Source organism: Serratia sp. JSRIV004 (assembly GCF_019968705.1).
GTDB lineage: Bacteria > Pseudomonadota > Gammaproteobacteria > Enterobacterales > Enterobacteriaceae > Chania > Chania fonticola_B.
The window spans coordinates 94,253-120,743 of the sequence record NZ_CP074140.1 but is presented as its reverse complement, the minus strand read 5'-3'; the positions used below and the strand labels follow the sequence as shown (position 1 = coordinate 120,743).

13 protein-coding genes and 1 pseudogene are annotated in these 26,491 nt (G+C 53.2%); 7 read left to right on the top strand and 7 right to left on the bottom strand.

The window, feature by feature from the left end; translation table 11 throughout:
* The first annotated feature begins 22 nt into the window (after positions 1-22).
* The 7 genes from tssF (KGP21_RS00445) to KGP21_RS00415 are packed head-to-tail and all read left to right on the top strand — an operon-like array spanning position 23 to position 12,956.
* Positions 23-1,765, top strand: a complete 1,743-nt coding sequence (gene tssF / locus KGP21_RS00445) for a type VI secretion system baseplate subunit TssF (RefSeq protein ID WP_223536819.1) — start codon at positions 23-25, stop codon at positions 1,763-1,765.
* Positions 1,762-2,790, top strand: a complete 1,029-nt coding sequence (tssG, locus tag KGP21_RS00440; RefSeq protein ID WP_037409155.1) for a type VI secretion system baseplate subunit TssG — start codon at positions 1,762-1,764, stop codon at positions 2,788-2,790. The genes tssF (KGP21_RS00445) and tssG overlap by 4 nt, the downstream gene beginning before the upstream one ends.
* Before the next feature lie 20 nt (positions 2,791-2,810).
* The gene (tssF, locus tag KGP21_RS00435; protein ID WP_223536817.1) at positions 2,811-4,556 is read left to right on the top strand and encodes a type VI secretion system baseplate subunit TssF; all 1,746 of its coding nucleotides are present in this window, start codon (positions 2,811-2,813) and stop codon (positions 4,554-4,556) included.
* A gap of 20 nt (positions 4,557-4,576) precedes the next feature.
* On the top strand, positions 4,577-6,877 hold the full coding sequence (gene tssI, locus KGP21_RS00430) for a type VI secretion system tip protein TssI/VgrG (protein ID WP_223536815.1): 2,301 nt from the start codon (positions 4,577-4,579) through the stop codon (positions 6,875-6,877).
* Complete coding sequence (locus KGP21_RS00425) at positions 6,874-7,662, top strand: DUF4123 domain-containing protein (RefSeq protein WP_223536813.1); 789 nt, start codon at positions 6,874-6,876, stop codon at positions 7,660-7,662. The genes tssI and KGP21_RS00425 overlap by 4 nt, the downstream gene beginning before the upstream one ends.
* Before the next feature lie 10 nt (positions 7,663-7,672).
* On the top strand, positions 7,673-12,598 hold the full coding sequence (locus KGP21_RS00420; protein WP_223536811.1) for an RHS repeat-associated core domain-containing protein: 4,926 nt from the start codon (positions 7,673-7,675) through the stop codon (positions 12,596-12,598).
* A 1-nt stretch (position 12,599) separates the two neighbouring features.
* Positions 12,600-12,956 carry a hypothetical protein gene (locus tag KGP21_RS00415; protein WP_223536809.1) on the top strand — a complete coding sequence of 119 codons (357 nt, stop codon included), beginning with the start codon at positions 12,600-12,602 and terminating at the stop codon, positions 12,954-12,956.
* A gap of 148 nt (positions 12,957-13,104) precedes the next feature.
* On the opposite strand, the gene KGP21_RS00410 is transcribed toward KGP21_RS00415, so the two are convergent.
* The 7 genes and pseudogenes from KGP21_RS00410 to brxC all read right to left on the bottom strand — a co-directional run bounded on the left by KGP21_RS00410 (position 13,105) and on the right by brxC (position 26,484).
* A complete protein-coding gene (locus KGP21_RS00410) occupies positions 13,105-13,647 on the bottom strand; it encodes an RNA 2'-phosphotransferase (RefSeq protein ID WP_025122249.1) in 543 nt (180 codons plus the stop codon).
* A 153-nt stretch (positions 13,648-13,800) separates the two neighbouring features.
* A pseudogene (locus KGP21_RS00405) lies at positions 13,801-14,964 on the bottom strand (IS3 family transposase).
* A gap of 336 nt (positions 14,965-15,300) precedes the next feature.
* Entirely contained in the window at positions 15,301-17,349 is a 2,049-nt protein-coding gene (pglZ, locus tag KGP21_RS00400) for a BREX-1 system phosphatase PglZ type B (RefSeq protein ID WP_223536806.1), read from the bottom strand.
* 7 nt (positions 17,350-17,356) lie between these two features.
* Positions 17,357-17,503 (bottom strand): hypothetical protein, encoded by a 147-nt coding sequence (locus tag KGP21_RS00395; RefSeq protein WP_223536803.1) that lies wholly within the window; start codon positions 17,501-17,503, stop codon positions 17,357-17,359.
* Between the two features lie 154 nt (positions 17,504-17,657).
* On the bottom strand, positions 17,658-19,499 hold the full coding sequence (locus tag KGP21_RS00390) for a DUF262 domain-containing protein (RefSeq protein ID WP_223536800.1): 1,842 nt from the start codon (positions 19,497-19,499) through the stop codon (positions 17,658-17,660).
* On the bottom strand, positions 19,496-22,888 hold the full coding sequence (locus tag KGP21_RS00385) for a BREX-1 system adenine-specific DNA-methyltransferase PglX (protein ID WP_223536797.1): 3,393 nt from the start codon (positions 22,886-22,888) through the stop codon (positions 19,496-19,498). Before KGP21_RS00385 ends, KGP21_RS00390 begins: the two co-directional genes overlap by 4 nt.
* Positions 22,889-23,007: 119 nt before the next feature.
* Positions 23,008-26,484: a BREX system P-loop protein BrxC gene (gene brxC, locus KGP21_RS00380; RefSeq protein ID WP_223536794.1), complete on the bottom strand. Its 3,477-nt coding sequence runs from the start codon at positions 26,482-26,484 to the stop codon at positions 23,008-23,010.
* Positions 26,485-26,491 lie beyond the last annotated feature (7 nt).

Here is a 26,491-nt window from a genome sequence, read left to right as displayed (position 1 = left end):
TTACAGACAGGACGTCTTTACCATGAACCGGGATAAAAATCGGCAATCCTCTCAGGCACGTCGGCGCAACGCGTTACAACAGGCGGCCAAAGCACTGCAGCAGACGCATGCGCCGCTGGTCTCCTTTCTGACCGCCTCCGGTCACGATCCCGATGTCGAGCGGCAACTGGAGGGGATGGCCTGGATGACCGGGCAGTTGGAGGGGCAGTTGGCCGACCAGTTACCGGTCCTGACCCACCATATGCTGACCCTGCTGTGGCCCTATTTTCTGCGCCCGACGCCCAGCATGACCGTGCTGGAATGGCAGCAGGACTTTCAAACCGATCCCGCACAGGCCTGCACCCACATTGCCAAAGGGGCCACGGTGGTCAGTGTCCCGCTGCCGGTCACCACCGGTAAGGAGATGCTGCGTTGCCATTTTCGTACCTGCCGCGATACCCGGCTGTGGCCGCTCCAGGTTCAGGCGGTCAGCCGCGAGCAGCGCCACGGTCACGACAGCCTGTGCCTGCACCTGGTCACCACGGCGGATCAACCGCTGGATCTCAGCACGTTAAATGGGTTGAGGCTGTATCTGGGAGAGGACGGCCACACCGGCAAACAGTTGCATTTATGGCTGAGCGAATACCTGAGCCAGGCCACGCTGGAAGTGAGCGGCAAGAGCTGGCCACTGCCGGAGTTGGCGCTCACCCCAGTCGGTTTCAACGATGACGAGGCGCTGCTGCCGTGGCCACAGAATGCCGATCCGGGCTATCGCCTGCTGCAGGAACACGCCTGTTTCCCCAGCGCGTTTTTATTTATGGACGTGACGGGCTTCCCCAACCTGCCTCCGCTGTCGGCCTCGCACGGTTTTACCCTGCGGTTTACGTTCTCCCGGCCCTTGCCGTCCGCACTGGTCATCAACCGCCAGACGGTGCGCCTGCATTGTACCCCGGCCATCAACCTGTTCAGCCATTACAGCGACGGCGTCAGCCTGGACGGCACGCAGTCCGAACTGCCGCTCACCCCCAGCGTGCGCCACCCCGAAGATTACGACGTGTTCTCGGTGGATGAGGTAGCTGGTGTGTCAGAACAGAGTGATACCCCTCGACACTATCTGCCGTTTGAGCGCTTCACCCATCAGCAGGGCGCGGGGTATTACCATTCACGGGTCACGCCATCCTCGGCAGGCGGCTTGAACCATCATCTGGTGTTGGTGCGCCATGGTGAAAACCAGGACAACCTGCCGCCGGAATCGGTGTCGGTACGGCTCACGTGCAGCCACCGCCGCTTGCCGTTGCAACTGAAAGTGGGTGACCTGCGTCAACCGGCCACCGGCTGCCCGCCGGGTGTACGTGTCCACAATATCACCCGCCCGTCGGTACCGTTGAGCCCCCGGCTGGATGCCACCTTGCAGGCCGCGCTGCTGCGCAACCTCTCGCTGAACAGCCGTTCACTGCTGACGCTGACGGCATTGCGACAGGTGTTGAGCGCCTGCGATCTGCCCGCCTGGCACAGTGAACTGGCGGCCGGGGTCTCCCGGCGGCGCAGAGCCGGGTTACTCACCCTGACCGTGCGCCCGGCTGAACGCCTTGTCGACGGTGTGCCCATCGATGGCCTGGCCTCGGAGCTGCGTGTGCAGTTACAGGGGGCATTTGATTCGGAAGGTGAGCTGTATCTGTATGGCCGGGTGTTGGCGCACTTCCTGGCCCAGCGCGTCAGCGTCAACCATTTCCATACCCTCACCGTGATCAACCACGATAACCAGGAGGCTTACCGATTTCCATGATCCCCACTGCAGAGCAGGAGCAACAGCTCCAGGTTATCGCCGAAAACGCCAGCCAGTATGACTTCTACCGTCTGGTGGAGGGGCTGAACCGGCTGGCGGGCCTCGATCCAGCCCGCACGCTCGGCCTGCCGCCGAACCGGGAGGCATTGCGTTTTACCGCCGCGGCCGGGCTTGGCTTTGCCGCCAGCGATGTGGTTGAGCTGCACCATGAACCGGGTGGTCCGTTGCGTCTGACGGTGAGTTTTCTTGGCCTGCAGGGCAGCCAGTCACCCTTGCCCTATTACTATCTGGATGACATTGCCAGCAGTACGGCGCAGGGAGAGACACGGCTCAATGCGTTTCTGGCGGTGTTCAACCACCGGCCACTGTCTCTCGCGCACCAGATTTGGCGTAAGTACCGCTATGAGATCACCTTTAAACCGGGGGGCCGCGATGCGACCTCGGGACGTATTTTTGCCCTGATCGGCCTGGGCCATCCACAGACACGCGAGCAACTGGGCATCAATGCCGAGGCCATGCTGGCCTACGCCGGTCTGTTGGCCTCGCCGGGCCGCTCGCCAGAGGTGATCGCCCGGTTGGTGGGCCACTTCTTCTCGCTCTCGGACGTGACGGTGCAGTCTTGCATGCCTCACATCATGACGCTGAGTGACGAACAGCAAAATCGCCTGGGGCAGGTCACCGCCGTGCGCGGGCAGCGCCATCAACCCCGTTCGCTGCTGGGGGGCAATTTTGTCATTGGCAGCCGGATGCGGGATCGCAGTGTCAAATTCCAGCTGTCGATCAATGAACTTACGCAGGAACAGTACCTGACGTTCTTGCCTGGGGGAACGCAGCATCGCCTGCTGGTCAATTTTGTCGAATACATCCTGCGTGAACCGCTGGTGTGGGATCTGCGTCTGACGCTGGCCCAGCAACAGGCCGGGGGATTGAAGCTCGGCGATCCCCAGCGTACCCAGTTGGGCTGGACCACCTTTGTGGGGCAACCTGAAGCGAAGCCTTACACCCTGTTGCCTGTCCGCAGGTAACCAACGTCAAGGATTGACTGATGAACTTTACCGATCACCTTCGAGAAGAACATGCCTACCTGCGGGCACTGGCGGACAAGGTGGCACAGGAAAGCCCGGCATTGGCCGCGCAGTTGGGCCGCCATGCCGGCGATCCGGATGTGGAATGCCTGATCCAGGGGGCGGCGCTGCTCAATGCCGGGCTGCGCCAACGGCTGGAAGACGGTTTCCCCGAAGTGACGCAGGGGCATCTTTCCCGTATCTGGCCCTTCCCGTTGCGGCCCATTCCGGCCTGTGGCGTGGTGAACATCAGCGCCAAGGCGGGCACGCTGGATGCGCCGTTGACGTTGCCCGCGGGCGAGTCGCTTTCCCTGTCAGCTGATGGCCGCACGCAGGTATTCCAGACCTGTCATGCCCTGACGCTGCAACCCTTAGCCCTGATTGACCGGCAGTTGATCGTCACCAATGCCCACAGCGAGATCCACCTGACGTTTCACTACCAGGGACCGGGGGACGTGTGGCCAACCCAGCCGCTGTCACTGTTTCTGGGCGACGATCCACAAGTGGCGGCGACGCTGACGCTGTGGTGCGAACAGCATCAGGGCCGGCCGGTCTTGCAGGTGGAAGGACGGCAGACGGTGCTGGAAACGGTGATTTCAGCACCGCAGCCTGATGCGAATAATCGCATTCTGCCCCACGAGGGGGAAACCACCTGGGCGTTGCAAAGCCTGGCCGAGTATTTGTATCTGCCCCATGTGAATGATTTCCTGACGCTGGATTTTGGCGCGGTTCGTTCCGGACTGATGTTGGGGAACAGCCGCATCTTTACCGTCATCCTCTCATTCGACGGGGAGATCCCGCTCACGCAGGCGCAGGTGGCCTCGGCCTTTCAGCTGCATTGCGTTCCGGTGATCAGCCTGGCGGCGCAGAAAAGCACGCCTCTGCGGCTGTTACCCGGGCAGAGTGTCTACCCGTTGCCGTATGCCGACGATCGCTGGGTGTATGCCATTACCGGCGTCAGCATGCTGGAGGAGCCAGACACGCTGAGGCGAGGCCGACGGGTGCATTTTCTGCCCGACAGCGAACTGACACCGGAATCGCGTTATGCGCCCGACGCCGCATTGGCGCTGTTTTACCGCGTGCAGGTCCGCGGAGATGTGCTGGGGCGGATGCAGCATGAGCTGGTGTTGTGCAACAGTGCTGGGGAACCGTTGATTGAGCCGCCGTGTCGCGCGGTGGTCTGCGACCTGCTCACCACGACGGCCAGTACGCCCGCGTTACCCATTGGCTCGCCTTTCCTGCTCGGCATGGCAGTGACCGATACCCTGGATGTCACCACCGTGACACGATTTTCAACGCCCTACCCGGCGGTGGTGGATAGTCATCACCATTGGCGGCTGATGGCCTGCCTGTCGTTCAGTCCGGCCTTGCTCAACCACCGGGAAACGGTGCAGCGGGCGATCGACGACTTTTGCCTGCATGCCCGGCACAACCTGCCCCAGGTTCGGCACATCCGGCGGGCAGTGGAGGGCATATTGGCCGTCAAGACCAAACCGGTGAATACCCTGATGGGCGAACGGTTGCGGCGTGGCCTGCAGATGACCCTGACGCTGGATGACACGGCGTTCGACAGCCCGGGCGAAGGCTACACCTTTGCGGCGGCGTTGAGCGTGTTCTTTACCCATTGTCTGACCACCAACAGCTTCCTGTTGCTGGATGTGATAACCGAACCTTCACAGCAACGCTGGGCATTACCCCAGGCGCGCGGCCAACGGGCCATGATGTGAGACACCACAAGGAGTGAGCAATGGACAACGGATTATTTTTCAGCAGTCAACTCGGTGAACTGCCCGAGGACACTTTCGACGTGGCCGGTTTTACCCTGGAGGAAGGGCTGTCGACCCTGTTCACCCTGACGGTGAGCCTGGTCAGCACCCGGTCGGATATCGACCTGGCGGCACAATTGCTGCAGCCGGGGTCGCTGACCGTCACCGTCAGTGGCGAAGAACAGCGTACCATACCGGGGTTGATTGCCAGCCTGACCCAGGGGGAAAGCGGTTTTCGTCGTACCTATTATCAGGCGGTGATCCGCCCGGATGTCTGGGTCCTGAGCCTGAAGCAGGACAGCCGCATTTTCCATTTCCTGTCGGTGCCCGACATCGTCAACCAAGTGTTGGATGAGCACCACATCCCGTACCAGAGTCAACTCCAGCAGACCTATCCACCGCGTGAGTACGTGACCCAGAAACGTGAAAGCGATCTGGATTTCATCCTGCGGTTGATGGCCGAGGTGGGGATCACCTTCTGGTTTGAAGATAACGAACTGGTGTACGGCGACTCGCATCTGGGGATGACCGAGGGTGTCCCGGTGACCTTCAACCCGCATATCCAGTCGCCCACTCAGGGGGATATCGCCCACCGGCTGACCCTGGGGGCGTATATGCAGTCACGGGAAAGCGTGCTCAAAGATCGCGAGCATCGTCGGCCCGACCATCCCCTGCAATTCAAGCAGAGCGACCCTGAACTGGGCGGTGAAGCCACCCAATACTCGGTGTTTGAGAGCTATGGCCGTTATCAGGATGACCAGACCGGGCCACAGTTCAGTACCCTGCGGCTGGAAGCGATGCAGGCTGGCACCCAACAGGGCGAGGCAGAGACCAACAGTATCCGGCTGATGCCGGGCACGATTTTCACCTTGCAGGGCCACCCGGTGCAGGCACGTAACGATCGCTGGCAGGTGATCACCGTCAGCCACCGTGGAGAACAGCCTGCTGCGCTGGAAGAAGAGAGTAACGGCAGCGGCACCACTTTTACTAACTCACTGACCTTCGCGCCGGGGAATATCGACTGGCGGCCAAGCTACCGTTACAAACCGCTGGCCGACGGGGATGAGGTGGCGACCATCGTCGGGCCAAAGGGGGAAGAGCTGTACGTCAACGAACTGGGTTGGGTGCGGGTGCATTTTCACTGGAACCGTTACGACCCGGCGGATGAAAAGGCCTCCTGCTGGGTGCCGGTCTCCAACCAATGGGCGGGGGATGGCTTTGGTGCGGTGACGTTGCCGCGCATCGGTCAGGAAGTGTTGGTGAGCTACCTGAACGGCGATATCGATCGCCCGGTGGTCAGTGGGCGTTACTACAACGGCTTGAACAAACCGCCTTACCCTCTGCCTGCCAACAAGACCAAATCGGTCTGGCGCAGCAAATCGCACAAGGCCGAGGGTTTTAACGAACTGTCGTTTGAGGATGAAGCGGGCAGCGAGGAGATTTTCCTGCACGCGCAGAAAGACCTCAAGGCGCTGGTGAATAACGATGCGCACTGGGATATCCGCGCCAACCAGCACAGCAAGATTGGCGGCAACAGCCTGAGTGACATCGAGGGTAATCAGGAAACCCGCATCAAGGGTGAACTCTCCCTGTATACCAGCGGCAAAAAGTCCGAACTGGCCGATGGCGAATCCCATTTGCAGGTCGGCAGTGCCTACGTAGTGAAATCGGGGCAGGAGGTGTCGGTAGAAGCCGGGGCCAAAATTACCCTGTCGGCGGGCAGTGAGCTGACGCTCAAGGCTGGGGGCAGCTTCATCAAACTGGCTCCGGGGGCCATTTTCACCTCGTCATCGTTGCTGGTGGGTAGCGGTTCTGCGGGGAGCGGACAGGGCGTCAACCTGAAGATGCCGGGTGTGGTGCCATTGCTGGCTGCTCCTATGCTGGTTCAACAGGGTGTGCTCAGCAGTGACGCTCCTTTTTGTGAAGAGTGCGAGAAGTGCAAAGAGGGCGAGTGTCCAATAGATGAATCGCCTGCGGCTACTGCGTCGCCCGGCAAAAATATTTCCAGCGGTTTTGTACAGCAATCCGGTGGGGCGATCCCGGCAACGGCCAGTGGCGCTCAAGGGATGCCCGGCAGTGGCTGGGCCTCGACAGGCGGTGTTTCTCAAGAATTGCCTAACGTTGGCTCGTTGCCTATCAGTGGACTGGCCGGGATGGTTGATGTCGGCCAACTGTCCGAAGCAACCGCTAAAGACTATTTGAATATGGCCAGCGACAAGCTCAAAGGCTCGCAATCTGCGGATATGGACGCGCTATTCAAAAAGATGGGTAAAAAGTCATGAGCAAAAAACGCGTACAGGACTGGGTCAGAGACACGGCCGGAACACCGCTGTATGCCATCCTGGCCAATACCAATGGCGCGGAAGGTATTAAAGCTTATTACAGGGAAGATGGCAGCCGCACGCCTTATGGGCTCTATGCCAACACGCCCTATGCCAACTGGTTCGAGGTGATGCCAGTGATGGTGCAGCTCAATGAAGGCAGTCCGTTCCTGCGCTGGGTAGCAGAAACGCCCCTGCGCAATTGGGGCTGGCTGGCGCGTTCACCGCTGCCGCAGGCCGCTTTGGCCGCCCACCTTGCCGGTTTAACTCAGGTGATTATGCCCAGCGGCAAAGCGGTGTTTTTCCGTTACTGGGATGGTCGCTTCTTACCGGCTTACCTGCACTATTTTGGCGATGGATGGCGCACTATTCTGCCGGCGTTTTCCGATTACTGGGTAAACGGCGAAGTATTTACCTGTCCAGTAGATCCCACTGCGCAGGCCCTGGTTAGCCCGTGGTGGCAGGTGCCTCAAGGCATGGTGGACTCCCTGCTGGACGAAGATCCGTCACCGCTGATCGCCAACCTGCTGAACTGGTTGCGCGAGAATGAGTTTGAACTCTATCAAGCTGTGCCGGAACCGGTGCTGCGCCAGGTTGCGATGCGGCTGTACCCACAGGTCTGGCAACAGACGCCCGATCCGCAGAAGCGAACCGCACGGCTATCTCAGGCTCTGGTAGATACGTTGAATCGCCGTACTAATCCGTTCGAGGTGAGCACCTTTAACGTTTCCTCTTTTCGACCGTGAGTAATGGACTATGACGACCGAATATATTGCGAGTATTGATAATGCGTTGCTGAGCTTCAAGAACAAGACCCTGTTGACTAAAGAATATCGGCAGATCGTCAAGGAGTGGGCCACCGCCAGCAGCATTTCCGGAAGCTTGGGTGGGCCGACGCTGGAGATGGAGAAAACCCTGCGGCTCAACGACAGTAAAAAGGTGGTCTCTGAAAACGATCGCAGTTTTGAGAGCAGTGTGGTGACCTGCCCCAAGAGCGGTGTGATCACGGTGGCGCTTGCCTATGAGTCCACGCTTGACCTGCCTATTCCCGATGTGACCATCGAGATCTATGAAGATGTCAGTTTTGGCTTTGACTCGAAGGTGGCGACGAAACAAACCGATGAGCAAGGTGTGGCGCTCTTTCCCGGTTTGACCGCGGGCAAGAAGTATTACGTTAAAGCCACCGACACCCAGTTGGAACAGCACAATAACCAGATGCTGCAAGCCTATGACGGCCTGATGCTGGAGATGTACGATGCCTTGTCTACGCAATGGCAGGCCTATAAGCCGCAGTGGCAGCTCAGCCCTATTAATGCAGGCCTGTTGACCGCGTTGGGAGATGGGTTGTACGAGGGCATGTTCGGGCTGTGGGACGACGTAAAACTGGCCTACAACGTGATCACCGATCCCGCAAAATACGGACAGGAAATCTATGCGGGAGCCAGCAAGTATAAGGATCTGATCACCCAACTGGATGAACAGAAACTGAAGACGCTGCTGGAGGGCAGCAAGCAGATGACCCGTGAGCTGCTGGCGTTGTTCAATGACGAAGCCGGATTGTATCTGTTTATGCGTTCGGTGGTCATGCAATTGCGCATGTACCCGTGGGGGGCGTTGCTGGAGCCGATGGTGAAAGTAGGGGGTTCTATTATCGGTGATGCGCTGGTCGGCATTGTCTTCGGGGCGCTGCTGACCCTGGTGACCGCCGGGCTGGGCGTGGCGTTCCTGGTCTATAAAGTGGGCCGCTTGCTCAAGAAGCTGGGCAGCGCCATGCAGCATGTTTGGCAGGGTCTGAAGACGGTCCTGTTTGCCACCCTGGAGCTGGTCAAACGCTTCTTTGAAAAGACGCGTCTACCGAACCTCAAACGCCAGCCTAATAGCCGGTTGAAACCGGATAGAGAGAACCTGGTGGGGCCCAATCACCAGACTGGCCTGGTCGATAATTCGGGCACGGTGAAAAATACCCCCGCGACAGACGCGACGGGGAAATCCACGGTGAACTCGCAATGCACCGGAACAACCGGTTGCCCGGTCTCGCTGATCAACGGCGAGGAACTGCTCACCCTGGACGATGGGCAACTGATTGGCCTGACGCCCTTTATCTTCCAGCGTCAGTACCGCACCACTGCCGTTGAGTGCCCGTCGGTGCTGGGTTTTGGCTGGAGCCACAGCCTGCAGCATCAGGTGGAATTTGTCGGTGATGAACTACACTGGACCGATCATCAGGCCCTCACCACCATTCTGCCGTTGCCTACCGAAGTCTCCCCCAGTGGGCTTAACTATGTGGCCGGGGCTGCCGCCTATCTGGATGAGAAACCCGATAGCTACTGCCTGATGGCCGGTAGCCTGGACGGCTGGGTGCTGCATGTGCAGCGGGTGCCAGGCAAGACGACCGGGCGCATTACCGGCCTTTCACATCGCCAGCAGCACTTGACCCTGCATTATCATGAGGGCTTGCCGGTTCGGCTGAAGCACCCGGCCGGTGCTGCCTTGCAGTTCAGCTATCAGGAGTTACCGCAGGGTTGGCGCTTGACGCAACTGAGTCTGATCCCTGAGTCTGGACGAGAAGATGCAGCCTACTCGCTGATGACCTATGAGTACGATGAGCGGGGGCAACTGAGTGCCGCTATCAATGCGGCGGGAGAAGCCGAGCGTTACCAATATCGCGACGACTATGTGTTCAGCCTGCGGCAGTTGGCGGGTGGAGCCGAGTTTTACTGGGAATGGCAGGGAGAAGGCAAGCAGGTCCGTACCGTGCGCCACTGGAGCAACCTGCCAAACTTTGACCAGCGTTTTCTGTGGGATGAGCAACCTGGGGCCGTCACTGTAGTCCATCAGGACGGCTCACGGGAGACCTGGCAGCATGATACCCGCTTCCGTCGCCTGGTGAAAAAGGTTGACCCGGACGGCGCTACACACCACAACGAATATGGCGAACGTGGGGAGCTGCTGAGTGAAACCGACCCATTGGGCAACCGTACCGAATATGGTTATAACGGCGAACTGCAGTGCACCTGGGTGCGCACCCAGGACGGGCAGGAGACCCAATACCGTTATTCGCGGGGGCGGGTGGTGGAGAAAACCACCTGGAGCCTCGATCAGGAGGATAAAATCCGTGAACGCTATCGCTACGATACGCAGGGCAACCTAACGGAAGAAACCGATGCGTTGGGCAATACCTGTCACTATCAGTGGTCAGCGCAAGGGGCACTCAACGAGGTGCAATACCCGGATGGCAGCCGCGAGCGCTTCGTTCGCGATGCCTTTGGTCAAGTACTGGAGCATCATCAGCGTAACGGGCTGACTCACTATTATCGCTATAACCTGCTGGGACAGGTGATCCGGCACAGCGACAGCCCGCTGGACGACGCCGGGGTCAACGGTACCCGTTATACCTGGAACGCAGCCAACCGTCTGGAAGACATCCACTCACCGGACGGCACGGTGCGGCAGTACCGCTATAACGCCTACGGCAAGGTGACCAGCGAGCGTGACGAAAAAGGGCTCACCACACAATACGAATACCATCCAAACTCCCATCTGGTGAGCCGGGTCATTTACCCTGACCTCAGTCAGGTGGAATACCTCTATGACAACCCGAAGAACTTCGTCAGTGACATCATCAACCAGAACGGCGAACACCATCGGTTGGCCTATTACCCCAATGGCCTGGTGAGTGAAGAACACACCATTAACGGACGCCACTTCTTTTATGACTACGACCTTAACGGGCACCTGACCCAGCGCACCGAGTACGGCACCAGCCAGAGTGAACAGACCGCGCTGGTCACCCGCTATGAGCGGGACGCCGCCGGACGATTGGTGCGTAAAGTGTTGCCAGACGGCAAGGAAGTCAACTACGGCTACGATAGCTTCAACCGCTTGCGGCTAGTGGATGATGGGCATTGGCCGCTGGCCTACGGTTACGATGAGGCCGGGCGGTTAACGGAAGAGTATCAGGGTTTTGCCAGCCTGTTTTATGCGTATGACAGCGCGGGCAACCTGACACGCCAATGCCTGCCCGACGGCAACATTCTGGCCTACCAGTACCAGCAAGGGCAGGTCTCGCGTATTGCACTCAATGGTCAGGTGTTGAGTGAGCACCAGTATCGCGGTGCGCAGGAAACCCGGCGTATCACCGGCGAGGTGGTGAGCGAGTTTGATTACGATGGGCGACAACGCCTGCGCCATCAACAGGCCAGCGCCGTAGTCAAAGCGGAAATGGAGGGCGAGGCCCCGAACGTGACGCGGGTGATGCAGCGCCGCTATGAGTACGATCCGGCAGGTAACCTGACGCAAATCCTCGATCCGCACAAAGGCAACCGGGAATACCGCTACGATAAGCAACATCGCCTGACTGAAGCCTTGCACCACCCGATAACCTACCCCGAAGCCTTGCCGCAGGCGCTGCGCTGGCGGGGTGTCAGTGAGCAGTTTGCGCACGATGCAGCGGGTAACGTGTTGGGGAACGGTACCGCCTCCCGTGGAGCGAAAATCCGTGGCAATTTGCTTAAACAGAAAGGCGATACGCGGTTTGAGTATGACGAGTTTGGCAACCTGACACGCGAAGTGCGCAGCACCAAGCCACTGTGGGTACGAGAGTTCCGTTATGACTGCCAACACCGTCTGGTGGAGTTTATTGAACAGCGGCAGGGGCAGAAAACCCACTTCGCCTATGCCTACGATGCGTTTGGGCGGCGTATCCACAAGCAGGACTTGCTCGCTCAAAGGCCCGATGCCCTAACCCGCTTCTTCTGGCAAGGTGAGCGGATGGTGGCAGAATGCGCTGACGATGATAATATCTTTACGGCGGACGACCCAAAACCGGCGCACCTGGCAACCTATAAAAGCTACCTGTACACCCCCGGCAGCTTTGTGCCGCTGGCACAGTTGTTGGGGAAAGGGCGCAAGTCGGAGATTTACTACTACCTGACCGACCATCTGGGCACTCCGCAGGAACTGGTCAACGGCAAAGGACAGGTTGCCTGGAGTGCGGCGTACCGCGCCTACGGCAATCTGGCGGTAGCGTTCGTTGGCGCAGTGGTACAACCGTTGCGATTCCAGGGACAGTACCACGATGTAGAGAGCGGGCTACACTATAACCGGTATCGTTATTACTCGCCGGAGACTGCACGGTTTATCACGCCGGACCCGATTGGGCTGGCGGGTGGGCTGAACCAGACGCAATATGTGCCTAACCCAACTGGTTGGGTGGATCCGCTGGGGTTGACGAGCGTGCCGGGGAATTGCCCGCCTGCTACAGGAGAAAAGACTGCTAGTGTGGTTAATTTAGGGGAACCAGACATCCCGACAGTGGATTTAAATCCTCATGAAATAAGATATAGTCAAAGTTCAGTAAACAATGCTGGTGATTTAACAAAGAGTATGATTGAGAATGGTTGGAAAGGAGATCCAATCGATGTGGTAAGAATGAGCGATGGAGGGTTAACAACCATAGATAATACCCGTGTTTTAGCTGCATCTCGCGCCAATGTGAATGTTCAGGCTCGAGTGCATGATGGAAACTCACCTTTACCGACTGAATTTATTGAGCGATTTACGACTAAAAAAGGTGTCCCTGTTACATGGGAAGATGCGATCATGCTACGAATTGGAAAACAAAACTCCGGATATAGAAATACATACCCTAATGGCTCACCAATTATAGGCTCAATAGAATAAAATGGATAAATTTCTTACAAAAGACGAACTTCCAGAATGGTTTGAATACCCCATGGAATTCAATAGGATAGCAGAACAAGGATTGCTAGATTTTGACCCATGGATAATACTTCAAGGAGAAAGGCTAAGATCACGTTATGATGGAATAAAATCTAGATATCCATCAAGGCAACTAGTTCCATTCGCGAGGCGTGAGGATAATGATGACATCGCATGCTGGGATAAAGATAAACCAGGACGAGTAATAATCATTCATGATTTCGCTAACGAAGGATATGAGAATGTTATTGAATTTAGTGGATTTTGGGATTGGCTTCGCAGTGCATTAGAAGCTACCATTGAATATGATGGAGAATGAATGACCAATCGCGAAATTTGGATGGCGAATTATATTTTTTAATATAATAAAATTATGATAGTATTCATATATGTTAAATTTTTAGCTCGGGGACAGACCATCCCCGAACTTATGTTCAAGCTACTCTAGGTTAGGCCGAATCCGTCATTCACTCGCAGATAAACTTCGCCGGCACTGTAGCCGTTAGCCACACACCATTATCAGCTTGGTAAAATTTAAAGCCATTTTGGTACATGGCCAATGCATTTAGTGTTAATACAACAGGTTTACCATGTCGCTGGCCAACCGCTGTTGCTGTAGTTATATCAGAGGATAGATGTACATACTGACGGGAGCCTGCGATCAAGCCATCTTGATGAATTGAATTGATAAAACGTATTGCTGTGCCATGGTAAAGATACTGTGGTGGAGTTTTTTCCTCATACTTAATATCCACTTGCGGTGAGGAGTGTCCCTGTACAGCACGGATATAGCAGCCATCGTCAGAAATAGAGAAACGCTTCTTGTCACTGTTCTCCACAACCAATTTTATCAACTGTAAGTTAAGTATCCTACCCTTTTGGGTCGCACAGGTGATAAGTGAGTCGATGCTTACCCACCCCTCACTGTCCAGAGTTAAACCGATAGACTCTGGTTGATGACGTAATACATAACTTAAAAATTTACTTACTTCTTGATTTTGACTACTCATTTCAGATTCCTGGTTTTTAATATCAGCATAATACCTAGTAGCCTATGGTGGAGTTAATAAAGATATCAAATTTGGAGTGATTATGCGAAAAGATAAAGTTTCTGGAAGAAGGAAGTTACTGGGTTTCTACTGAATGGTAGGATGGTGTAGTGGTCAACAAAAACTGGCCACAGTTTTAGAGTTTTCCCAGAACAGTCGTTCTGATTCATCCGGTGTCAGCCCACCATTATATTGATGAGGCCGCAACTGGCTATAATAACCCGTTATGTATGTTGTTATGCTGTGCTGAGCATCCGTAAAATTGCTATAACCGGTTTCGGGTACCCACTCTGTTTTCAGACTATGGAAGAAGCGTTCCATAGGACTGTTATCCCAGCAGTTGCCCCGTCTGCTCAAGCTTTGTTTTATTTGATACTGCCACAGCAACTGCCTGTAATGAGTGCTTGTATAATGACTTCCCTGATCAGAATGGAACAGGATGTTCGCCGGTTTATTTCTGCGCTCCCATGCCATCGATAACGTTTTTCCTGTCAGCGACGAGTTCGGGAAAAACGATATCGCCCAACCCACAGGATTACGTGCAAACAAGTCCAGAACAACGGCCAGATAGGCCCATCGTTGCCCTGGTCACATCACCACACCAAACCTGGTCAGGCTCCGTAACGGCAAACTGTCGATCCAGATAGTTCGGGATATCAACATGCTCTTTTGACGTCTTTTTATAACGGAGTCCAGGCTGCTGGCAGCTGATTATATTCAGGGCTTTCATTAACTTCGTTGCGCGCCAACGGCTAAGGCTTAAGCCTCTTGCTGTCACCATGGCAGCAATACTCCGCGCCCCGGCTGAACCATGACTGGCCTGGTGCACCTCACGCACTGCACTCAACAATACCACTCGCGAGGCATCGGGCATTTTTGGCTTACGCCAGTATTTATAACTGCTACGGTGGACCCCGAACACGTTGCACAAAGTGGCAACAGGAAACCGCTTCCTGAGCTTCTCAACTAACGAGAATTTTTCAGGGAGTCTGACATCAAGAGAGCGGTAGCCTTTTTTAATATATCGTTTTCCATTTCAATACGTTGGATCTGTTTTTTTAGCTCACGTATCTCAAGTTGTTCTGGCGTCATCGGCATTGCTTTAGGCGATTTTCCTGCGCGTTCTTCTTTGAGCTGACGAACCCACTTATCCATCGTGGAAACGCCCACGTTCATAGCCTTGGCAGCACTGGCGACGGAGTAATTTTGGTCGAGCACAAGTTGTGCGGCTTCAAGCCGGTATTCAGGGCTAAAAGTTCTTCTGGTACGACCGGTCATGAGGTCACCTTTGGTAAGTTGAGGTGATGATATCACCTCTGTTCAGGTGGCCAAATTCAGTATGTCACTACATCTGAAACAGGTGGGGCCTAACTTACAGGTAAACCAGGCAGTACTGATTGGATGCTTACGAGTATGGCTGAGCACGGATAAACGTTGTGCGTCAGCCATTATCATCAATTTATGTGGGGTGTGGGGTTCCAATGGCGCTCACGACTATACCGAGCTATTGTTCAATCAACACCACCAACCACAGACCTGTTTGCGAAAATCGACAAAGCACACGCCTTCCTTAGATACTTACAACGAAGCGATATTGCCTCTATCAAAATGTTATTAATGCTTTTTGGTGATAATCAATTCAGGTGTCAAACATTCCTGCAGGCTCAAGCCACCGTGAGTGTAGTAATCACCGGCTTGAAACAAAGAAATCCCTGGAGCCATGGTAACCGTCACTGCAGGGTTCCAATGCCACGGGCACTGCAAATATTCGCTCTGCACATTACCTTTCAAAATGGCGCAGCGGGGAGTACGTAGTTGAGTCATATGCTTGGTCATATCAGCTTTAGGAAGCTTATCGGGGGCCCAAATCCAACCGTGATCGGTCACTACATGTATCCTACCCCATCCGGCATCAAGCAGGTTCACAATCCGATCGACCACACCTTTCAAGGCAAGATCGATATATTTCGGCAAACTTTGCTGACGCTCATGGCCCAAGTTATCAAGATCTCCACATTGTACCCAGGCTTTTCCTTGTTCAGGTTCACCGCAATCTTGCCCATCAAGGTACTGCCAACCCATTTGAGCTAATCCCTTTTTAAAATAATGGGACGAGAAAGAAGCCCCCGAATCGGTAAATTGAGGAATGAAATCTTCACTATCCAGATCACCGCTCAGTTGGAAGCTAAGAGGAGTAACCGCAGCCTTAGCCGTGGCCGTCAAACTTGGTAGTGCACTCCAGCGGCTCTTCAATTTCACCTGTAACATTGATTGCTCCAGTACCCCCTTCAGGCGATGGCCTACATCCAAGCGCAAACCATCGACAAAGAATAGCACTGTACTCGTCCCCAGGTACTCAGCACCAGGCTCTTGTACACTAGTGCTACCAGGATACCCTTCCGTCTTGACCAGTTGCTGAAAGTGGAGAGTCACCGCCTCAAGCCAAGGAGTATAAAGCTTGGCTAACAGCTGAGCTGCTAATTGCTCCATAGTTCCCTCGTTCGCAATGGTCATCACCTGCAAGGCAAGATCATCTGTCTGCCATACTTTTTCTTGGTAATGTGTAGCCATGGTAGTGATATCCGGCCCACCTAATGGCTGGTAGGTCAGTTCAGCCAGCGCGGTCATAGGAGCCAACATACGAGCCCATGGAGATAGTCCCAAGCTAGCCCATATCCATTCACGTCTAGGAGCATGCTCTACCTCTAGCAATGCCAGTTTAGCCCGAATATGGGAAACATCGTCCGATACTAAGCCGGTAAGAGCATGCGCCAACTTCTGCTCTTCGTGCTGATTGACAAAGGGGTAATGAGCAGGATCAAACAACAGTCCGGTGGGCTGTACCTGATGCAGAGCTTTCACCAACAAGGAATGGTGGGCGGCAGTATCAGTAAAACGCTCCCATACGCCTTGCCAGGGGCCATCAGCCTCACATAGAAGAGGTAACATTGCGCCCGATTCTACGCTGGCAGGGTCAACACCAAATGCATCTCTGCTCTGACCACAAAAATGCTGCCACTGGTTGGTTTTTTTCCATTCTCCTTCAGTCATTTCTGGAGCATTGAGCCAAGCCAACATATTCTTGATGGGGTCACCACCGGCAAGAGCATAAAGATCACTTGCCTCAAGACGCTTACCCTGCAAGCTGGCTGCCTGCTCCTCAAGCAAGTCAGGCAATACCTCCAACATTGCTTGTTGAGTTCGGCCATCTTTGGCAATATCAAGTTGTAAACCCACTTTGGGATTACTCAAGAAAGAACCCACGCTCCAATCCCGCCCGGCAGTGTTATAGACCCACCAGCCCCCCCTGTATTGCAGCTCAGCTAAAGGCTGCAACGAAAGGGGACATTGGTCGATGGCTCGCAAATCTTTACGACCGACACCTGGTAGATAAAGGATTGGTACGGCGCCTGTAGGTAAAGAGTACTGCGGCAAAGTGCCTGCAATCATGCATTTTAGCCAGATAGCTGGGCCAGTACGCTCATGGGGCAGGTAGGAACCCAACTCCAGTAATTCAGGAAGGTATCGTTTGATCACCGGCATAGCAGATTGCCACTGGCATGCTTCATCGGTCCAGATCACCACTGCGGGGGATACTTGCACCTGGGAGTTATAAAGAGCGCACTCGCGTAATTGGTTGACAAGATAGTCAATAACTTGCATGGGATTCTCAATACTGATCCGCCAGGGAAGCTAAACTTCCCAGGCGGATCAGTTCGTTATAAACAAAATGTGACTTTCCCGGCCCAAAACACCAGGGAACAGTCGCCGTTGAAATAATCATTATAATGCCCAGTTCAAATCGGATGATGCTCATCCCCCTCACCCCTTGCCAACGTTTTACACCCAGCAGTCAGTTTGGAGTTAATATCAACTGAACAAAAGGAGGATCCAAACTGGCTACCGGTAACGATGCTAAGGTCAGGGATCATAGGTTCCTCTTCACGTTTAGTCACTGAGAAATAGAATGCTTAAAGACAAGGTTCGGCCAGTTTATAATTATGCTCATTCCCCTCAGGTAAGGGGAATGCTGCTAAGATTAACTCTACCATCTGATCTGTACGTTTTGTGATATTAGCTACGGTCCATACTTCTGCTTTCGCAAGAGAATTGTTCAAAAATAGGCCGTTGCGATAGCCTACTGGGCGCCCCTGGCGATTGGCCCTATCTCGTTTTTCTACAAAACTCTTGTTACCCAGCGTACTGTTGTAACCGGAGATAGTAAGATTACCGAGCTGATGTACATATTGCTGACGATAGTGTTCAGCTAATGCCTTATCTCCCTGTGCAATCATCGCCACCCACTCATCAGGAATATTTTCACCTTGCGGGAAGATATGCTCAATGGTCCAAACATACTGCTTTCCTTCCATGGCCCACAAATCGACCGCATACTCCTTAGTCATATGCTGTTCTTCCAGGGCACAAAGGATAAAGCGGCAGACTCCAGTATTCTCTTCATAGAGATTGCCAGCAAGGGCCTCTTTAAACTGCTCATCACTGGCACTAACACTACGAAGAGTATTTGCAACTTTGTGGTAGACCTGTTCAGCGCAGAGAGGGCGAACCGAATCGGCCAACTCCATAAAAATGCGAGTCAAATCGCGGGTTGCAGGATAATCTGTTGTGTTACGCCGCACGAAAAAGGCAATAAGCAGATTAACCACCTGCTCCAAATGTGCGTTCGTCAGCTCCATGGAATCACGCCGTGAAAACAGTAACAACAACAGCAGATAGGACGGGGCAGCTTGTACACGACCCAACTTTTGCAACAACTGCTCAAGATGCGGCGCATCCGATAACCTGTGATGACCAATAAGCTGAGCATAAAGCGCTGAATGGTGCTTCATTTTCACCAGAAAATCCTGAGCATCATGACCAATGATCTTTTCGTAGATCTGGATAAGGTTGGATTTAGTCGCGACAGGAACGGGGAAAATATCCTTTAGCTCGGCGCGAAAAGCATTGTAGTAGTGACGGAAAAAACGTTCCTGAACAGCATAATCATCCCCCAAAGCAGCAATCACTTGGGTCCAGCTATTAAAGTGATTTTCTATCTGCCCTTCATCAAGTTGTTCGAGTTTAGCTAGGAGTTTATTTTTTATCAGATCGATAGCGGTTAACGGCACTCCTCGGTTATTGAGTGACTCAAATAGGGTATAGGCATCTGAGTGGCTACCTACTTCAATCTTAACTAGAGATGCGGAATTGACTTTCTCCAACAGGTCATTTAACGCAACTATAGGTTCAAGAGGCATACTCAGTTGAGATTGTTCGAACAAATAATGTTCGATACGCCCGATGAAGTGCCGATACGCTTTAACTACTCGGCGCTTACCTGCATTGGGTTTTGCCTCTACCTCAGCAAGAATGCCCGCCATATTCAGTACAACCCTATAGTCTTGCTGATTATAATTCTGTACCTGTGGTACCAATCTAGGTTGTTCCGCCTTTTTCTTGAGCACTAACTTGTGTTTGAGGTTATACAGCTCAATCTGCCTTTCCATGGTTAAATCAGGTTGGGCTGAAAACACAAAATAAATGGCCGCAAGCAAGATAGATAGAGTCGTCATACGCTGCTGACCATCAACCAACTCAAGTTGCTGGACCGATAGAGCATCGGTGCTCTGATTAATGCAGATGATAGAGCCCAGAAAATAGTGCAGATCGTTTTCTAACAGATCATCAAACAGGGCGTCCCATTGCCACTTACCCCAGGTGTACTCCCGCTGGTAACGGGGGATGGCATATATCACCCCCGCTTCAATATCGAGCAAGGTAGAAACAGGATAGTTGTGAACCGACTTGATCATGATAGTAACTCCCGGGCAGCCTTTTTCTCCGTTAGCGATAAATAGTGATCATTGATACGAGCACCTTCTTTTTCGCCATATTGCAACCCCAAAGAGTACCAAGGTGCGGATTCGACATCATTGCCTCTATCCTTGTTCCAGTTAATATTGGGTTTAATGCGCAGGATCCCAGCCCCCTTCTTGCCCACATCGTCCACTTTTAGGAAGGGCCGGATATTGAGGCGCACACCGTCGTTGAGATCCGGCTTCCAGCCAATGGGCTGCTCGGCTAGCGACTTCCAACGCACAAAGATATCCAAACCTTTCTCGCCTACCAGGATCGCTTCAAGACGCTGTTGCAAGTTCTTGGCTGCGGTCAGACGCTCTTCGGCACCATCTCGACCCTCGTTAAGTCCCTGCTGCTGGATCTTGATCCAGTCGCCCAAATAGGTGTGCGTCAGCAGTTCTAACCCAGGACGGTCAAGCTTGTGATAGTTAACCAGGGCGGCAAAGCCATCTTTCAGGCCATCCCAGATATGCCAGATAAAGGGTCTGTGCTGGAATAGCTTGCAGTGCTGTTCAAAAAACTTATCGCGCAGCCAAAGATCCAGGCTCTTGCTGCCCACCGAGACAAGCAGTTTATCCAGCGCCCCAGCCTTCCAGTCATCTTCATAGGCAGCCACCAATAGCTTTTCTAAGCGAGTATGGGCAGGCGCTTCACCATGTACAGCCGGTAAACAAACAATGCCATCTTCATCGACGAAAGAGTTAAGCTTGGCAGCCTGCTTAACTAGTTGACGCTGCTCGTCGGCTAGTTCCATCTGCTCATCAAGTTCGGTAGGCCATTGGTAACCCAACATCCGCGCCACTGCAACTTGTAGCACTGTGTCATCAAAGCGCACTGGCCCTTCTTTGGTCCATTTACTTTCCTCATCCCAAATTACAGAAGAACAGGGATGCCCGTGGAAGATCCATTGTGTAGGATCATCAGAATAAGGTTTCGGAAGTCCTTGATTATAATTTTCCTTTGATAACTTCCTCCAATGTTCAATATCGAACAGTGCTTTTTCAAAAGCACTATTGGTTGGTTTTAATGATGTATCAAATTTCCTTACTTCTTGTGAATACAAACCGGACATACCAAACTCTACTATTGGCAGAAGGTCATTGCTATTATTTGGAACTATTACGGTCATATTGCTATCAAACTTTTCACCAATATATATAGCACTTGGTAAAGAGGCCATTTGACTAATGCCTAATCCATATTTACCCCAAGCCTTTAGACCTTGCTTCCTCGCCAAGCCATCGCCTCTATCTCCCCAGTAAAGGACATACTGTAATCCACCGAAATGTAAGTTTCGTTCAAATGTACTCTGATAATAACTCCACTCCAAAAGAAGCTCACTAAGCTCCCAGAATGATCTGCGTACCCGACCATCATCGCCTGTTTTAATCCCTTGGACTGATTTAGCAAAAGCTCCGACGTTCTGATAGTTAATCTCATTGAAAGAAACTATTGATTCAGGGTTTTCAAGTAAACTTGCTTGAATCTCGGCATTAATAGCCGCTGAAAGTAAAAAGCTCGCTTTTTCCTCTGCCGTTTTCAATTCCGCCACATCCACTCCACGCATTAGTGCATTTTTATGAACTACACCCTTGCTAAGGATAAACAAGATCACTTGAACCACTTCACCACTAATAGTTTCAAAAGCCCTTGCCCCCAGGCGGGCCAAAAGGTTCCAAGCCTGCTCTATCAGTAGTTTTTCCCGAAACTCCATATAACTGATCGAAAAAAGCCATTCTTGCGGTAATACAATGGTTGAGCTTCCCCCTGGAGCATTAAAGTCAAGGCAACGCTCCAGGAACACAGTTGCCAAGTTGACTTTGGCTTCTGGATAGTAACTCTCACAAAACTCCTGCAGAACAGAACTCTGTTTTCCTCGTTTTAAATAGGGTACATTTGTGGCCACAAGATGGTAGCTGCCCGCAAGCAATTGAGCCGCCAATGCCAATCCCTGCGCGGCAATACGGGTATCCTGACTTTCATCAACACCATTGGCCTGAGCGGCTAATAGCTGCAGCCAAGGGGCGGGCTTGCCTACCTCTTTCCCCTTATACTGAGCGCTTTTGATATCAATCAGGCTACCAAGTACAGGGGCATCTTTAAACTGGTGTTTAAGCCAGGTCAGCGCAGATTCAAGCTCTGGGTTTTGCTTAGCAAGCTGCTGCCACTCTTGAGCAGCAGCTTCTACATCCTGCCCTGAGCAGGCCAGTTGCAGGGCGGGTAGTGGACGATAACCGCTACTACCTGGGAAGCGCCAAGCCTCCAGCGCCATAGCAAAGGCTGCGATCTCGATGCAGCGGCCATCAAGTTCCAATCCATGAAGGTTTTGTCGCAGTACCCGATCAATGGCGGTGTTGACATCAACTTCTTCCAACTGCATACGCATCGGCACTAGCATCAAGAAAAGCGCTACCAAAAAGTGGCCGGAGCCACAGCAAGGGTCCAACGCTTTGAGTTCACCGATCTCTTGCGGCCAAGCGTCATACCAACCACCGGCCGGTTGCCACAGCTCGCCTTGTTCATCACTGACTTTTACAAAGCGCAGATAAGAGAGCGGTACACCATCGATAGCAGCGCGCTCACGCAGCTCCAGCTCATCGCTGGCATAACGCAAGTGATCCTGGGTCAAACGACGTTTAGCCCACCAAGCGCCAAGGGCATTATCGAGTAAAAACGAGACCATATAGGGCTCGGTGAATAGCTGAGTCACCGGGCTAAGTTCATCTGGCCCAATCGGTACACCCGAATCATTGACCTCTTTTTTACGCTTGGTCTGCCAAAACTGGTAACACCACCCCAAGCTATCCTGGGCCTGAAAAATAGCGGATGGTAGATTGTTAATCAGCCCTTCTAAAGTTCGCTGATGGTTGATGGCAAGACGCACCTCAAGCACGGGGGAATCGACCCGAAACACTTGAGGTAACATTCTAGCGGCTAAACGACCAGCCAGTTCCCAGGCACTGGCACACTCGGGTTCCTCTTCAAGCAGCTCTGCGCACTCATCCAGAGTGACCGATGTGTGGGGGTCATACATCAACAGATTATTTTGCTCAAGGAAGCGAGCAAATAGCATTCGGTGCCACTGCTCGTAAGCCATTTCGGCCAGCAGGTGCTTCGTCTCCTGTGCACCGTTGACTGCAAGATTGTCCCCTAACTGTCGGGCATGGGCACGCAGGCGGTTACGCAGCTTGCGCTGAGCCTCGTTTAAAAAGGTTGGCGCGTTTGTATCACCAATGCCTAAGCGCTCAATCTCTTCATGACAAGCGGTTTCGACTACTTCGCGGGCAGTCAAAACGGTACTTTCTAACTGGTTTCTTAGGGTTTTATCCAGGGATTGTCTCATGGTATTCACTCGATGGATCAGAGCAGATTGGTTTGTCCCAATCGTCACTATCAGGGAGTAAGCGCACCGGCCAGATTGCCAGTGCGCCGTAAGTAGCTTAATCGCTTGGTTGCTATGCGTTAACTGACACGCACTGGGTTACCTTGGTCCAGTTCGCTACGCACCTGTGCTTCTACCTGTGCAAGCCAGTCTTTCAGATCTTGCTCTGATTCAATTAACGGTTTAGGCAGCGAAATATGGCGCACCTTAGGCTTGAGTAGCGTTACGGCATCATTCAAAACCTTGGCAAAGTAAGAGGGCAAGGCAGCGATGCGATCATTCCACCCCTGCCAGGAGCAGTTATCCAGACTCTGTTGCACCTCGTCCAAATTTCCCAACTTGAGGGCAGGAAGCTTGGCAATACCATGTTTTTTAAGTAAATCACTCTGCTGATCGCCGTTGAGTTTGGCCCAACTGGAGTCAATCTCCAACTCGCGGTAGCAATCGTGATAGCATTGCTCATAGCGAGTGCAGTGGGCGGTGATGGCATCACGCAGGGCGGTAAGCGCCTTGGCTAGCAGTGGCTGTACTGGCGATGGACTTTGCAGCAGGGTGCGCCCTGCGCGCAAGGCTTCGCACTCACTATTGAGTTCGCTAATAACAACTAACTCGCGGCAATACGGCAATAAGCTTTGCAGGTTGTACCACTGTTCATTGCGTTCAGCGACCAGTTCAAGCTGGTTCTTCCAGCTTTCGTACTCCGCTTGCAGCTGGTCTTTGCGGTTGTAGGCCTCAAGTAGTTGATCGTTACCAGACAGTACAAGTAGCTCATCGATGCATTGGGTGCTTGGAGGCAATGGCAACGGCGCTTCACCGCCCAAACGACGGGCCAACGCCTTAGCACTTTGCAGCGCCTCGCCGAGCTTACTGCTCTCTTCCCCGGCATTGCAGGGCACACCAAAACTGTTGATCAAGCTACGCACCAGGATAAGCTCCCTCTTACTGATAGTAACAGTCTCGGGGCGGAACTGAGTCTGGCCAACCTGAGCGCGTTCTAGACTGCGGGCATCGGTAGGATTAAGTTTGGCATCACTGGCTTTGATCACTCCAGCAGCCAACATGGCAAAGAGAGCACCATCGATAGCATCACGGGACCAGCCATAGGGAGCTTTGCCAAAGCGTTCACGCACTTCGGCACCTGTTTTCATCACACCGATAAATTTTTTAACTTCGCGGCAGACCGGATGGGCTTGTGCCTCGCCCTGGTAGTCCACTGCCTCCAGAGCATTTTCGCCCCCTTCACGGCTAGCACGGTCATAGACCTTGGCCCAGCCCTTGTGATCGGCCATATCAAAGTTTCGATAGAGGCGAATACAAGCTGTTTCGGCCCCTTTTTGCAACTGCTCACTCAGAGTATCGCCACCTACTTCACTGCCACCGGAAAGACGCAACCACATCAGGGTTTCCATCTCGGAGGTCAGGCGTTTAACCTCCGCCTCAGCATTCCGCTGGCTGGACATCATGGCGGCACGCGCTTCTTTACCGGCTTCGGTTATTACCGCGTTTTGTTTGACATCCAAGGTCATGGTAGCCGCTTGCTTGTCGACAATAGCAGCATTCAAAGCGCTTTTACGATCGGACGGAATATAAAGGTAGAGTGTGCCGTTATCGGCGCTGTCCGCACGTGCCAGCTCTTGTAATTGTCTCTCTGGCAGAGAGGGAGCCCACACATAGAGCTTCTCTTGAGAATCTTTAGGCAAGTCATCACCAAATTCCACATTCAACGTACGGCCTTCAGCCACCCCCCCTTGCGTCAATCGTACTTGGCTCACCAGTTTGCGTACCACTGAGTGTACCAATTGATTACGCAGGCCATCCAGCCGAGCCGGGTCTGCCCGTAGCTCTGCCTGCTGCTGGCGATACATGTCGTACCATTGCTGGCTTTCTGCCGTTTGCAGACGATACTCTACGCCACCGGCAGCCTGAACCGCCATAATGAGCGATGCCTTCTCAAGAGCCTCCAAGGCCTTGTTTACCCGGGGACGTAATTCATGCTTTTCCGTATTCAAATCTTCAAGCAGCAAATCGGCTAAGGTTTCGGCGGTTGCATGAATGCCATAGTCAATCTCACTTGGTAGTTTGCTGATCATCAAGATCAGCGACAATGCTCGCCCCTGTAACACTTCCTCATGAGAGCCGTCTTTGAGCTTGCCAATCTCGGCATAGATCTCCTGCCCCACTACCCCACTGTTTACCAGGTCATTGACTATCTGGTCGTAGATAAAATCTGCAGGAATAATACAGCCAAGGAGTTTTTCGGCACCAAAACGAGTCGCCTCATGGGTAATACGCAGTTGGTTACGCAACTGAGAGCCGGTACCGGTTTTATCTAAAGCAGGCAGTAGTTTTTCCCAAAAACGGCGGCGTACCGGCAACAGAGGATAGTCGGCTACCATCCAGGTCTCATCATCTCGCTGGTGTTCAAACTTGCTACCACGCAGATGACGACTGATCTCACCTAGATTGGTTTGGAACAGAGAATTTATGACCCCTTTGGCGCTCTCTTTTTTCTGCAGTATCACCTTACGAATGACCGCATCCACATCGGTATCGGCCAATTGAACCGTCACGACAAAACGGCCCATCAAACGCTGCAGGTTAGGGGTATCACTGAGGGCGCTCTGACCGGTGGCCACAAACAGCAGGCGGGATTTGAAACGACTCGCCTTACAGCAGGTTTCAATCACCTCTTGTACATCGAAAGCACGATCTTCATCCCCCCCAACATACTGCTGCACTTCATCAAGAACAACCAAGGTCAAAGGAAGTTGACCATTGCGCTCAAGAGCCTCCATCACAGCACCAACCATCTCATCGTTGGTGATGTCTTTCACTTCGGGGAACTGAGCACGAAGCACCTTGAACATATCTGGTGTAGTGGTAGCCAAGTCTGAGAAATGTGACAAAAGAGCTTGAGCCAGCACAGGAGAGACATAGAGGTTACGCAGTTCTTTTTGCCATGCATCGAGATCCCCTGAAGGCTTAGCATGCAGGCGAACATACTGCTGCACCTCTTCAAGGACTCCTTGGGATTTTAGCCACATAACAAAACGAGCCAAATGGTATTGCTCTGGCAAACCGACCGACTTGAAGATGATAGAGAGAAACGCTAGGCGCACGTTGCCCCGTTTACCCGCCCCTAGAGTACCAGAAGCAGCATGAAGGCCTTGGTATTCATGGGATAGACGCTCAAGTTTAGCAAACTGCTCACGAATACCCACGGGCAACTCAGCCAAGCTCAGTGGGTCTGCGCCATCCGGGAAACGTTGGTTGGTCCAAAAGGTGCGAAGCATCTTGGCCAAATGAGATTTACCCGACCCATAGAAACCGCTGATCCAAACCCCAGACTGCTCGACCTTCGCCTCTAACTTGCTCAAGTATGCCGTCAGAATTTTCTGCATACCTGCTTCATAGGCACCATCACAGACAAAGGTTTTCAACTCGTAGCGCAGAGTAGCAAATGACTCGGCACTCTGGTCATCGTTTACAACGGCAACCCCATTGTTTGCTAACTCTGATTGCAGTGGGTCGTTAGTGTAAATCTCTCTATTTAACATCCCGAAT